Source organism: Brevibacterium sp. 2SA (assembly GCF_005502845.1).
GTDB lineage: Bacteria > Actinomycetota > Actinomycetes > Actinomycetales > Brevibacteriaceae > Brevibacterium.
In genome coordinates, this window is record NZ_SCMW01000007.1 from 75438 (window position 1) to 87670 (window position 12233).

The window sequence follows — 12233 nt, forward strand, 5'->3', positions numbered from 1 at the left end:
AGTGCCCGGCAGAGGGGTCATCGCTCTGTCGGGCGAGACGTGGTCGTGCGTGTGAGGTCGATGAAGTCCGGCTCGTAGTCCGGGTTGACCACGACAGCCTCCCAGAGTCGCTTCGCTCCCGCCGAGGAGATCGGCAGTTCGGTCTCCGGCTGACTGACGGCCGAGAGCAGTGTGTCATCGTCTTCGGCGGAGCGACGCAGCGGGCGGGGGTTGCTGGCGTCGAGCGCGCGTTCGACGACCGCGGCCATCGGTCCATGGGACATGAGGTCGAGCGCCACCTCGTAGTCCTTGCCGAGGATGTCGGCGAGATCGAGGGCCTCACGGATGCCGGCCTCAGCGGCCATGATCGCGACGTTCGTGATGAGCTTGTAGGCGACGCCGGATCCGAATTCACCGACGAAGCGGATTCTGCCGAGAACCGAGAGGAGGTCGCTGATGCGCGCATTGTCCGTCTCGTCGTCGCTGCCGACGAGGAAGGTCACCGCCTTCTCACGGGCGTACCGGACGCCTCCGACGATGGGCGTGTCGATGACGCGCACCCCGTCGGGAGCGGCTGCGGACAGATCCGCGATCATCTGCGGGGTCGTCGTCGAACCGATGAGCACAAGAGCGCCCGCCTCGGTGCCGGCGAGAGCTCCCGAGTCACCGATGAACGCTTCCGGCAGATCGTCGGACATGACCAGCCCGAGGACGACCGTCGCGCCGCGCACGGCGTCGGCTGCCGATTCTGCCACGGTGGCACCTGCGGCGGCGGCCGCTTCTCTCTTCGCTGCGTTGCGCTCATGAACGCGCACTTCGTGACCGGCGGCCAGCAGATGAGGGACCATTTCCTGGCCCATGTCTCCATAGCCGATGACTGCGACAGTTTCCATTGGGCTGACCTCTCGTGGGGAGTCGATGCGGCAGAGCAGGCACCGCTGCTCCGCCTGAACCGCGTGGGGATGCGCGGATCAACAGACACGTTAACTATTCCTGCACGATCGTGCAAATATGATTCTCCGGGCCGAGAATCGCGGTTGTGCCGAGCCCGGTCGGCCGATCGAACTGTTCCCAATCGTCCAAGACGCGGGTCGCTCGAGTCGGCGAGACTGGTCGTCGGCCGCCGGTCCACGGCGGCGCACTCACCTGCGAGAGGATCACTGATGACGACGACCCCCGATACGACCGGCGACACGAGTGCGGCAACCGCCTCGGCGAGGACACCCCGCGAGGCGAACATCTGGCCGGCGTTCCGGTACCGAGACGCCAAGGCGGCGATCGCGTTCCTCACCGAGGCCTTCGGCTTCGAGGTCGCCGTCGAGTACACGAACCCCGAGGACCCGACGGTCATTGAGCACGCCGAACTCGTCTGGCCCGGCGGCGGAGGCATCATGCTCGGCTCCGCCCGTGACGACGACGGCCCGATGGCGAAGGGGGGAGTCGCCTACGGGTCGGTCTACATCGCCACCGACGACGTCGACGCGCTCCACCAGCGGGCCCTCGATGCCGGCGCCGTCGAAGTCGCCGGACTCCATGATCTCGACTACGGCTCGAGGGACTTCAGCGTCACCGACCCCGAGGGTGTGCTCTGGAACTTCGGCACCTATCGCGGTCACGACCGCTGAGGGCAGCCGCTGAAGGCGGGGGCGTTCGACCTCAGCGACGCGCCGGCGCGTCGTCGACCCGCACGGTCACTCCGTCGGCCCACCGGTAGGGGCGGGTGGCGATGAGGGCGCCGATGGATCGACGCAGGCGCGAGACCTCGGCGCGGATCGTCACCAGGTGGTCGGCGTCCCCGTACAGGCGGATGCTGAGATCGGAGGCGCTGATTCCCTGCGCCCCCGCCGCGGTGAGGTGTTCGAGGATCTGGGCGTGGCGCGGGGTGAGGGGAACGATGTGCGGGGTCTCCGAGGAGCGGACCTCGAGCACGGCAGGCTCCGCGTGCAGCCGCAGCGCGATCGTCGTCTGCCCGGTCCCGGCCGGGCGCAGCAGCCATCCCCCGGAGACGCGTTCGGGCATGCAGAGTCCGGCGCCGGGGATGTGGACCGTGCGATCGGGGTCGGGGACTTCGATGCGGTCGCGGGTCGTCACTCCCTGGCGGTAGGCCACCCATCCCTCGTCGTCGACGACGAGCGCCGGTTCGCCGCTTCCGCCCAGCAGCGTCGAATACCGGCTGCGCAGCGTCGCCAACTGCGCCTGCTGGCTGAGCAGCAGCCGTGCCTCGGCGAGCCGGACAGCCGTGGTGACCAGCGACTGCACGGTCGGATGGAGAGTGAGCGCGGGTCCGCTGATGTCGACGACGCCGAGCAGCCTCCCGTCAGCCGGATCGTGGAGGGGAACGGCGCTGCAGTACCAGGGATGCTGGGATGTCTCGAAGTGCTCGGCGGAGAAGAGCTGGACGGGCGCTTCCTCGGCCAATGCTGTGCCGATCGCATTCGTGCCGACGACGGACTCCGACCAGTGGGCGCCCTCGACGAAGCCGAGACCGTCCGCCTGACGCCGGGCGCGGGCCGCACCGTCGCGCCAGAGGATCACCCCGTCGGCATCGGTGACGACGAGGATGAAGCCCTCGGAGGACGAGGTGTGGAGGATCGCGGAGCGGAGCTCGTCGACGATGAGCCGCAGCTTCGACCGGTGTCTGCGGGACTCGACGTCCGCCTCGGCGGCAAGCACCCGACGATTCCCGCCGGCCGGATCGAGCCCCAGCCGCAGCATCCGCTCCCACGAGCGGGCGACGAGCGCACGCGGCGGCGCCGGCGGCGGACCGCCGGTGATCACGGCATCGTGAATGCGGGTCAGATCCCGGGCGAGATGGACCAGGTCCGGCTGGGACATGCCACGAGTATAGGGCCTCGGCCGATGCAACATCGTGCAACCCTTTCGGCCCGGACGCGCCCGGACATAGCGTGAGCGCACACGGCTCAACGACGAGGAGTGAACGACATGACAACGACAGTGCAGCGTGAGGAACTCACCGCAGACGACATCGCCACCGGGTGGCTGAGCGCGTTCGCCGCGACCCTGCGCGATCGCGACATCGAGGCGGCCGTCGACCTCTTCGCGGCGACGAGCTTCTGGAGGGACCTCGTGTCCTTCACGTGGAACCTTGCGACGGCGGAGAACCGCGACGGGGTCCGCGATCTGCTCACGGAGACCCTCGACCGGGTCGATCCGAGCGCCTTCGCGCTCGCTGAACCCGCCGATACCGTCGACGGGGTGACCACGGCGTGGTTCACGTTCACCACCTCGGTGGGTCGTGGCAAGGGCCTGGTCAGGCTCATCGACGAGGACGGGCCCCGAGCCTGGACCCTGCTCACCTCGCTGCAGGAGATCACCGGTCACGAGGAGCCGCGGGGCACCCGCCGGGTCAAGGGCGCCGAACACGGGGTCGATCCGGAGCGGAAGAGCTGGTCGGAGAAGCGCGCCGAGGAGGACGCCGCGTGGGGTGAGACAGCGCAGCCGTACACGCTCATCGTCGGCGGCGGGCAGGGCGGAATCGCGCTCGGTGCGCGACTCCGGCAGCTCGGCGTGCCGGCCCTCGTCATCGACCGCTGGGAGCGGCCGGGTGACCAATGGCGGTCGCGGTACAAGTCGCTGTGCCTCCACGACCCGGTCTGGTACGACCATCTGCCCTACCTCAAGTTCCCCGACAACTGGCCGGTCTTCGCCCCGAAGGACAAGATCGCGGACTGGTTGGAGTTCTACACCCGCGTCATGGAGATCCCGTACTGGTCCTCGACCACAGCCACCTCGGCGAGCTTCGACGAGAGCACTGGGCAGTGGACGGTCACGGTCGAGCGGGACGGGCGGACCATCACGCTCAATCCCACTCACCTCGTCATGGCGACGGGGATGTCAGGCAAGCCGAACATCCCGAGCTTCCCCGGCAGCGACGTCTTCCGCGGTGAACAGCAGCACTCGTCTCAGCACCCCGGACCCGATGCCTACGCGGACAAGAAGGTCGTCGTCATCGGCAGCAACAACTCCGCCTTCGACATCTGCGGGGCGCTCTATGAGAACGGGGCCGAGGTGACGATGGTGCAGCGGTCGAGCACGCACATCGTCAAGAGCGATTCGCTCATGGAGATCGGACTCGGGGACCTCTACTCGGAGACGGCGGTCGCGAACGGGGTGACGACGGAGAAGGCCGATCTCATCTTCGCCTCGCTGCCCTACCGGATCATGCACGAGTTCCAGATCCCGCTCTACGCGCAGATGCGGGAGCGGGACGCGGACTTCTACCGGCGGATGGAGGACGCCGGCTTCGACCTCGACTTCGGTGACGATGAGTCCGGGCTCTTCCTCAAGTACCTGCGCCGCGGATCCGGGTACTACATCGACGTCGGAGCGGCCGAACTCGTCGCCGATGGCAAGGTGAAGCTCGCCAAGGGGCAGGTCGATCACCTCACCGAGGATGCCGTCGTCCTCACCGACGGGACCGAACTGCCCGCCGACCTCGTCGTGTATGCGACCGGCTACGGCTCGATGAACGGGTGGGTCGCCGACCTCGTCGACCAGGAGACCGCTGACAAGGTGGGCAAGTGCTGGGGGCTCGGATCGGACACGACGAAGGATCCGGGGCCGTGGGAGGGCGAGCAGCGGAACATGTGGAAGCCCACTCAGCAGGAGAACCTCTGGTTCCAGGGCGGGAACCTCCACCAGTCCCGGCACTACTCGCTCTACCTGGCGCTCCAGCTCAAGGCCCGGTTCGAAGGGATCGAGACCCCGGTCTACCGGCTGCAGGAGGTCCACCACCTCGCGTGAGGGTGGGGCGCGCTCCGCCTGCGACTTCCGGACGCAGAGTGTCGATGGTGAGAGTCAGAATCGACACTCTGCGACCGGAGGTGTCGTCGTGGCGGGGACTGGAGGTGGGTGGCGGTTCGTCGTGGGACCGATCCCTCAGGCTCGGGGGCGCGGCTGCAGCCCGAGGTGCCGGCGGATCTTGCCTTCGAGAAGGGCGTAGTCGGTGCGGGAGGTGACTCGGAACGTCACCCAGCCCTCGGCGCGCATGGCCTCGTCGCGCTCGATGTCCCGGCTCCACTGCGACTTCGAGGTGCGATGGTGGTCTCCCTCGTACTCGAGCGCGAGTCTCTCCTGCTCGTATCCGAGGTCGGGTTCGACGACGCGGTTGAGCGCTCGACAGAAGATCTGCGGGTGCACCGTGGGCTCGGGCAGGCCGACAGCGCGGGTCCACAGACGCAGATCGGTCTCGCGCGGTGAGTCCACGGTCGGCCGGATGAGGTCGAGCGCGGCACGCAGGTGGGGAAGTGCACGGATCCCCCGGATCGAGTCGACGGCGCTGCTGAGCTCCTCCAAGCCCAGGAGCGGAGGCCCGTGCCAGTTGCCGACCGCGGCGTCGCCCACGCGGACGAGGTCGTGGAGCGTAAGTGTTCGCCCGAGAAGGATGAACGCCTCTGCCGGGCCGAGGACCGGCAGACCGAAGAAGTTGCGAACGGCAAACGGCCTGGACCGGTGGAGTACGACCGCCGGCATGCGGACGCGGAGGTTCGCGTTGTCGCTGGCAATGTGCAGCGGCGAGTGCGGGGTGCCCGCGGGCAGTGGCCACCCGTAGAGGATGGCCGCCGAGACCCCTGCGGCGGCGATGTGAGGAAACTTGAGCCGAAGTGCGCGGATATTCTGGGCTGTCTCGGTCCAGTCATCATCCGCCCATATCGGAGCCGGGTAGGAGACGGTCATCTTCTGGTCCATCCGCACTCCCGCGACGACGACAGGATAGCGACCGGAGTAGAACAAGTTGTGGCGGCTGATCCCCATCGAGGCGGCGGCACTTGCTTTGAAAAGCAGCGGAAAGTCACGGAACTCCCACGTATGGCTGGTGAACATGACGTTGATGATGGACGCACTGACGCGCCAGAGGAAGCGCGGCGTAGAAGGCTGTGGACACCGGGCAGGGATCCACAGGCTCAGTGCGGACGAGTCGGAGGCTCCTCCACGGGGACGTGCGCGTGAGTCACGAGCCTTCCGCGGATGCGAACGGCGCACGCTCAGCGCTGAGTGGGCGCGACTTCAGGTCATTCTGGGCAGAAAATCGAGTCGGAAATCTGTCCAGAACGTCCTGAACTCACGGTTGGAGTGCTGGCTTCCGGGGGATCGGCGCGAGCGGTTCTTCCCCAGGCCGTGCGCACGAGTCGGGTGGCAGCGATCGTATTCGGGCGCGCACCGGCCAGGGTGCCGTACGCGGGAGCGACTCCAGGTCGCTCTGGACAGAAAATCGCGGCAGAAATCTGTCTGGAACGTCCTGAAGTCGCGTGAGAGGCGAGCCGCGCGGCGGGCGCGCCGCGGCTAGAGGCCGAGGCGGGCGAGGACGTTCTTCACGTGGAGGAGCGCCTCCTCCTCGGAGAGGCCGAAGTTCTGGTTGAGGTACATCCCGTCGCCGATGAGCTGGATCGTCATCGCCAGGTGCGGATCGCCGAGGTGGTCGTTGAGCACCGCGAACCACTGCTCACGGGTGTCCTTGAGGGCGCTTCGGGCCTCCTCGTACTCCTGCGCGAGGCGACTGGCGGCCATGAGGCTGCGGTCGAGGGGAGTCCCGACCTCGGCGGAGGTCTCGAGGTAGTAGATGTGGGGACCGCGCTGCGAGGAGCGCATCGTCTCGATGTCGGCATCGACATTGGCCCGCAGCCGCTCAAGACTGCCCTCGACGAGCTTGGCCTTCGACCCGAAGTGATAGAGCAGGCCCCCCTTGGACACTCCTGCCTCGGCGGCGACGGCGTCGAGCGTCGCGCCCGCCGTGCCGTGCGCATCGAGCAGGGAGTCGAAGGCGTCGAGGAGCCTCTCTCGGGTGTCGGAGGAATTGCGTGCCATGCGCACGAGCCTAGCGGACGGGACGATGCGCCTGCGACGAACATCACCGCTGTCGAACCCCGGTGACGCCTTGATTACTGTACCGTCTGGACGGTACAGTAAAGGCATGACCTCACCACAGACACTCCACGTGCGCGCCGGCCGGCGTGAATGGCTCGGCCTGGCTGTGCTGATGATCCCTGTCCTCCTCATCTCCATCGACAACACGGTCCTCGGCTTCGCCCTCCCGGCGATCAGCACGGGCCTCCACCCCACAGGCACGCAACTGCTGTGGATCGTCGACATCTACGCGCTCATGCTCGCGGGTCTCCTCGTCGCGATGGGCAGTATCGGCGATCGCTTCGGCCGCCGGCTGCTCCTCCTCATCGGCGCGACCGGCTTCGGAGCCGCGTCCCTGGTCGCGGCGTTCTCGACGACGCCCGAGATGCTCATCCTCGCCCGCGCCCTCCTCGGCGTCTTCGGGGCCACACTCATGCCCTCGACGCTCTCCCTCATCCGGAACATCTTCCTCGACCCCCGCGACCGCCGCATCGCGATCGCGACCTGGGCCGCGCTCTTCGGCGGCGGCGCCGCCCTCGGCCCCGTCGTCGGCGGTCTCCTCCTCGAGCACTTCCACTGGAGCTCGATCTTCCTCATCAACCTGCCGCTCATCGCGATCTTCATCCCCGCCGCGCTGCTGCTCCTGCCGGAATCGCGCGACCCCCACCCGGGCCGCATCGACCCGATCTCGATCGTGCTCTCGATGCTCACGCTCACCCCGCTCGTCTTCGCGATCAAGCATGGGATGTCCGACGGACTCGACTGGATGTTCGCGGCGGCCGTCGTCGTCGCAGTGGTCTCCGGCACCCTCTTCGTCCTCCGGCAGCTGCGGTCGGCGAACCCGATGCTCGACGTCAGGCTCTTCGCCAATGCCGTGTTCACCTCGGCGGTGGTGGCGAACCTGCTCAGCCTCATGGGACTCGCCGGCTTCCTCTACTTCGGCACGCAGGTCCTCCAGCTCATCCTCGGTCTCTCCCCGGTGACCGCCGCACTTGCCCTCGTCCCCGGACTCGTCATGTCGATCGCAGCCGGCTACCTCGCCGTCCCCCTCGTCGCCCGCATCCGGCCCCGCGTCGTCGTCCCCGCCGCGCTCGCCCTCAACGCGGTCGGGCTCGCGTTCGTCGCGTTCACCCCGGAGCCGAGCGTGCCCGGCATGATCATCTCCTTCATCGTCCTCGGCGCGGGCATCGGCACCGCCGAGGTGATCACCAACGACCTCATCCTCACCGCGGTGCCGGCGAACAAGGCCGGAGCCGCCTCGGCGATCTCCGAGACCGCCTACGAGTTCGGCTCCGTCATGGGCACGGCCGTCCTCGGTGGGCTGACGACGATGGTCTTCGCCTCGCAGCTGCGCGGTGCGCTGGGGAACGCGGCGGCCGCGCCGGAGTTCGAGACGCTCGGTTCCGCGCTCGAGCACGCCGGCGCGATCGGCGGACGTGTGGGCGACGAGCTCGCGACCACGGTCGTCCATGCCTTCGACCTCGGCGTGCAGTGGGCTGCCGGTGGGGCGGCGATCGTCGTGTTCGCCGCCGCCGTGCTCACCGCGTTCGGGCTCAAGGGAGCCGGGCAGGCGTCCGCCTCCGAGCCGAGCGACCGGGAGCCCGTGTCCGCGCACTGAGCCATCCGCCGAGGTGGTCCGCCGAACCGTGAGCGCAGCAGTCGTTCGCCGAGGCGGCGGTGTCCCCGTCGGTGAACAGTGTCCCCGCCGGTGAGCCGGCCAGGGTGAGCTGTGCCCCCAGCCGGGACGCCGCACCGGAACGACGACCGGGAAGCGGTCGGCAAGGCCGATAGTCGATCGGCGCTTCGTGCGTTCGCAGCGAATCCGGCTGGCACCGGACCACACCGGCGGATCCGGCTGGCACCGGACCGCACCGGCGAATCCGGTTACGACCGGACCGCACCGGCGGATCCGACCGCCGGCGGATCATCTCCGCGTCAGAGGACCTCACTCTTCTCACGGGTCGTCCGCCCTTCCAGCACCTGCCGCTGCTTGCGCCGCGCGAGCACACGACCGGTGCCCGTGTAGATGAGGGCGGCGATGAGGATGATGTAGAGGACGATGCTGATCGGCGACGAGATGAGGACCGAGGCGTCGTTGCCCGAGGACAGCAGTGCATCGCGCAGACTCGTCTCGGCCAGGGGGCCGAGCACCATGCCGATGAGCAGCGGCGCCAGCGGCACCCCGTAGCGCTTGAGCACGAAGCTGATGATCGCGATGCCGAGCAGCACGAACAGCTCGAACGTCGACGCCGAGGTCGCATAGATGCCGAGCCCGCAGAAGACCGCGATGCCGCCGTAGAGGTACGGCTCGGGGATCTTCAGCAGCTTCGCCCACAGCGGCGCGAAGGGCAGGTTGATGAGGAGGAGGACGATCATCGCGATGAAGAAGCTCGCGAGCAGTCCCCACACCAGCTCCGGTGCCCGATCGAAGAGCAGCGGCCCCGGCTGCAGACCGTACTGGCGGAAGGCCGCGAGCATGATCGCCGCGGTCGCCGAGATCGGCAGTCCGAGCGCGAGCAGCGCGCCCATCGCGATGCCCGTCGTCGCGCTGCCGGCGGCCTCAGGCGCGGCGAGACCGCGGATCGCGCCCTTGCCGAACTGCGGGTCCTTGCGGCGCGAGTCGAGTTTGCGCTCGAGTCCGTACGCCATGAACGTCGGGACGTCGGCGCCGCCGACGGGGATGACGCCGAAGGGCAGACCGATCGCCGTGCCGCGCAGCCACGCCGGGGCGGCCTCGCGGAACTCACGGCCGGAGAGGAACGGCCGACCAGAGGCGTTGATCGTGTTGTCCTTCGGTGCGCGTCGGATCCGGGAGGCGATGAAGAAGACCTCGCCGAGGGCGAGCATCGCGACGGTGACGGTGACGAGCGAGACGCCGTCGAAGAGCTCCGGCTCCCCGAAGGTGAAGCGCTCGGTGCCCGAGACCGAGTCGATGCCGATGACGGAGATCCCGATGCCGAGCACGAGCGCCATGAGGCCCTTGAGCACGGAGTCGGCGACGACCGAGGACGTGGCGACGAACGCGAAGAGCGCGAGCGCGAAGAACTCCGCGGGCCCGAAGCTCGTCGAGAGGTCGGCGAGCAGCGGGGCGATGAAGACGACGAGGATGCACGAGATGATGCCGCCGATGAACGCTCCGATCGCCGCTGTCGCCAGGGCCTGCGGGGCACGACCGGAGCGCGCCATCTTGTGGCCCTCGAACGTCGAGGCGATCGCCGAGGACTGGCCCGGCGTGTTCATGAGGATCGCCATCGTCGAGTCGCCGAAGAGACCGCCGAAGTAGACGCCGGCGAACATGATGAACGCGCCGGTCGGGTCGAGGGCGAAGGTCATCGGCAGCAGCAGGGCCACGGCCATCGACGACCCGAGGCCCGGTAGCACGCCGACGGCGGTGCCGAGGAAGCAGCCGACGATGACCCAGAGGAGGTTCATCGGCGTGAATGCGTGGGTGAACCCTTCGAAGAGTGACAGGACTGCATCCATATCAGATTCCACCTCCGAGGAGTCCCGAGGGCAGGTTGAGCCCGAGCAGGACGTCGAATGCGATGTAGACGAGCGAGGAGACCGTCAGCGCGAGCGTGAGGTCGAACAGCGGTCGGCGCGACCCCATCGCGCGGGCCACGCACCAGAAGAGGAGTGCGGCGGCGATGATCCAGCCGGCGAACTCGAGGATCGCGGCGAAGGCGGCGAACCCGCCGATCGCCCAGGCCAGGGAGACGAAGTCCGAATGCGTGCGGTGGGTCGTGTCCTCCGCGCGCGCCTCGGCGATGGCCTCGAGGTCCGAGGTCGGTTCGTCCTCCTCATGCGGGGCCAGCCGGGAGGCGGCGACCGCCGAGGTCACCGGAGTCGAGAACGCCTTGTCCTCGACCGCCTCGGCGGGGACGATCGCATCGTCGTCGACGGGTTCGGGGTTGCGGATGATCGCGATCGCCAGGAGCACCGTGATGACGTAGCCGGCGATCATGATGATCATCGGGAAGAACTGCGGCCCGGGCGGGTCGACGTCCTCGGCGACGTCCATCGTGAGGATCCCGATGAGCAGGTACGTCGAGAAGGCGCCGAGGATGAGCGGGACGAGGAGACCTGAGCGGCCGTGCCACCAGGTGCCCTCGCCGAGGTGGCCCGTGCGGGTCCGTGTGCGGTTCGCCGTCGTGGTCACAGTCCCAGCTCCTTCAGGAGGTCCTCGATGCGCTGCGTGTCCTCGGCGATGAAGTCCGCGAACTCCTGACCGGTCAGCCACACATCCGTCCACTTGTTGCGTTCGAGGGCGCCCTGCCACTCCGCGCTGTTGCGGGTGGCCTCGAGGATGTCGACAAGCTGCGCGGTCTCGTCCTCGGTGATGCCGGGGGCGCCGAGCCAGCCGCGCCAGTTCGTCAGCGTGACCTCGAAGCCCTGTTCGCTCATCGTCGGGATGTTCTCGAAGCCGGCGATGCGTTCGGGGGCGGCGACGCCGAGGGCTTTGACGCGTCCGGCCTCGATCTGGTCGGAGACCTCGTTGAAGCCCGTCGAGGCGAAGTCCGTCGTGCCCGAGAGCAGGGTCTGGATGGCCTCGCCGCCGCCGGACTTCGGGATGTAGGTGATCGACGACGGCGGGATGTCGCCGAGGAGGGCGAGCTGCGCGATCGTCAGGTGGTCGACCGAACCGGCCGAACCGCCCGTCCACACGAAGCCCTCGGGGTCCTCCTGCCACGCCGACATGACGTCGCCGAGGGTGTTGTAGGGCGAGTCGGCGGCGGCGATGAGAACGTCGTAGTCCTCGGCGACGCGGGCGAGCAGGGTGGTGTCGTCGAAGCCGACGGGGGAGTCGTTGAGGGCGATCCCGCCGACCATCGCGGTGCCGGTGGCAAGAAGCGTGTCGGCCTGACCGTCCATCGTCGAGAACTTGCCGAGCCCGATCGTGCCGCCGGCGCCCGGGATGTTGACGACCTGGGCGTTGTTGGCGATGCGGGTCACGCGCATCGCCTGCTGGGTCTCGCGCGCGAACCCGTCCCAGCCGCCGCCCGCACCCGCGGGGGCGATGAGGGTGAGATTCGAGGAGAGATCCCCGGTCGCCGAGGCGGAGCGGATCGAATAGCCGGTCGCCGTGCCGATCGCCGCGACGGCGATGACGCCGTAGGCGACCTTGCCGAACAGGCGACGGGAGACGCCGCCGGATCTGTGTGGGTCCCCGGAATCGGGGGCGGTGCCGGAGTCAGGGCCGCCGGGCGGGCCTGCGCTGCCGGAAGACTGCATCATCATTGAGCAGATGTCCCTTCTTCATCGTCGAAGAACGCCTTCACCTGCGAAGACGTACATGGACCTCAGTCTAGTGTGGCGCGCGTCACGGTCTGCGGTTGAGTGCAATAAACCCGTTTGTCGCGTTCTGCGCCTTCTGCGCATTCTGCTCACAA

10 protein-coding genes are annotated in these 12233 nt (G+C 68.3%); 3 read left to right on the top strand and 7 right to left on the bottom strand.

The genetic code is table 11. The annotated features are described in order from the left end of the window. Positions 1-17: 17 nt before the first annotated feature. On the bottom strand, positions 18-872 hold the full coding sequence (locus FFS20_RS04930; protein WP_137824807.1) for an NAD(P)-binding domain-containing protein: 855 nt from the start codon (positions 870-872) through the stop codon (positions 18-20). Positions 873-1142: 270 nt separating this feature from the next. Between FFS20_RS04930 and FFS20_RS04935 the strand changes: the two genes are divergently transcribed. Beyond that, on the top strand, positions 1143-1604 hold the full coding sequence (locus FFS20_RS04935; RefSeq protein WP_137824808.1) for a VOC family protein: 462 nt from the start codon (positions 1143-1145) through the stop codon (positions 1602-1604). Positions 1605-1635: 31 nt separating this feature from the next. On the opposite strand, the gene FFS20_RS04940 is transcribed toward FFS20_RS04935, so the two are convergent. Then, positions 1636-2814, bottom strand: a complete 1179-nt coding sequence (locus FFS20_RS04940; protein WP_249356672.1) for a helix-turn-helix domain-containing protein — start codon at positions 2812-2814, stop codon at positions 1636-1638. 108 nt (positions 2815-2922) lie between these two features. Here FFS20_RS04940 and FFS20_RS04945 point away from each other — a divergent pair, with 108 nt between their 5' ends. Further along, positions 2923-4743 carry an NAD(P)/FAD-dependent oxidoreductase gene (locus FFS20_RS04945; RefSeq protein WP_137824809.1) on the top strand — a complete coding sequence of 607 codons (1821 nt, stop codon included), beginning with the start codon at positions 2923-2925 and terminating at the stop codon, positions 4741-4743. A gap of 135 nt (positions 4744-4878) precedes the next feature. Here the strand turns inward: FFS20_RS04945 and FFS20_RS18220 are convergent, their stop codons facing one another. Both FFS20_RS18220 and FFS20_RS04955 read right to left on the bottom strand, forming a co-directional pair. Next, positions 4879-5823: a hypothetical protein gene (locus tag FFS20_RS18220; RefSeq protein WP_249356673.1), complete on the bottom strand. Its 945-nt coding sequence runs from the start codon at positions 5821-5823 to the stop codon at positions 4879-4881. Positions 5824-6282: 459 nt separating this feature from the next. Next, positions 6283-6804, bottom strand: coding sequence for a TetR/AcrR family transcriptional regulator (locus tag FFS20_RS04955; RefSeq protein ID WP_137824810.1), 522 nt, complete (start codon positions 6802-6804; stop codon positions 6283-6285). A gap of 106 nt (positions 6805-6910) precedes the next feature. Between FFS20_RS04955 and FFS20_RS04960 the strand changes: the two genes are divergently transcribed. After that, a complete protein-coding gene (locus FFS20_RS04960; RefSeq protein ID WP_171006990.1) occupies positions 6911-8461 on the top strand; it encodes an MFS transporter in 1551 nt (516 codons plus the stop codon). A gap of 317 nt (positions 8462-8778) precedes the next feature. On the opposite strand, the gene FFS20_RS04965 is transcribed toward FFS20_RS04960, so the two are convergent. Genes FFS20_RS04965 through FFS20_RS04975 form a run of 3 tightly spaced genes read right to left on the bottom strand, consistent with a single transcriptional unit; the run spans position 8779 to position 12081 of the window. Further along, on the bottom strand, positions 8779-10326 hold the full coding sequence (locus tag FFS20_RS04965) for a tripartite tricarboxylate transporter permease (RefSeq protein ID WP_137824811.1): 1548 nt from the start codon (positions 10324-10326) through the stop codon (positions 8779-8781). Between the two features lies 1 nt (position 10327). Next, positions 10328-11002: a tripartite tricarboxylate transporter TctB family protein gene (locus tag FFS20_RS04970; RefSeq protein WP_137824812.1), complete on the bottom strand. Its 675-nt coding sequence runs from the start codon at positions 11000-11002 to the stop codon at positions 10328-10330. After that, entirely contained in the window at positions 10999-12081 is a 1083-nt protein-coding gene (locus FFS20_RS04975; protein WP_249356674.1) for a tripartite tricarboxylate transporter substrate-binding protein, read from the bottom strand. The genes FFS20_RS04970 and FFS20_RS04975 overlap by 4 nt, the downstream gene beginning before the upstream one ends. Positions 12082-12233 lie beyond the last annotated feature (152 nt).

Excerpts from the sequence above, each read along its gene's own strand:
- FFS20_RS04930 (WP_137824807.1), bottom strand. The coding sequence starts at position 872 with ATGGAAACTGTCGCAGTCATCGGCTATGGAGACATGGGCCAGGAAATG.
- FFS20_RS04935 (WP_137824808.1), top strand. The coding sequence starts at position 1,143 with ATGACGACGACCCCCGATACGACCGGCGACACGAGTGCGGCAACCGCC.
- FFS20_RS04940 (WP_249356672.1), bottom strand. The coding sequence starts at position 2,814 with ATGTCCCAGCCGGACCTGGTCCATCTCGCCCGGGATCTGACCCGCATT.
- FFS20_RS04945 (WP_137824809.1), top strand. The coding sequence starts at position 2,923 with ATGACAACGACAGTGCAGCGTGAGGAACTCACCGCAGACGACATCGCC.
- FFS20_RS18220 (WP_249356673.1), bottom strand. The coding sequence starts at position 5,823 with ATGTTCACCAGCCATACGTGGGAGTTCCGTGACTTTCCGCTGCTTTTC.
- FFS20_RS04955 (WP_137824810.1), bottom strand. The coding sequence starts at position 6,804 with ATGGCACGCAATTCCTCCGACACCCGAGAGAGGCTCCTCGACGCCTTC.
- FFS20_RS04960 (WP_171006990.1), top strand. The coding sequence starts at position 6,911 with ATGACCTCACCACAGACACTCCACGTGCGCGCCGGCCGGCGTGAATGG.
- FFS20_RS04965 (WP_137824811.1), bottom strand. The coding sequence starts at position 10,326 with ATGGATGCAGTCCTGTCACTCTTCGAAGGGTTCACCCACGCATTCACG.
- FFS20_RS04975 (WP_249356674.1), bottom strand. The coding sequence starts at position 12,081 with ATGATGATGCAGTCTTCCGGCAGCGCAGGCCCGCCCGGCGGCCCTGAC.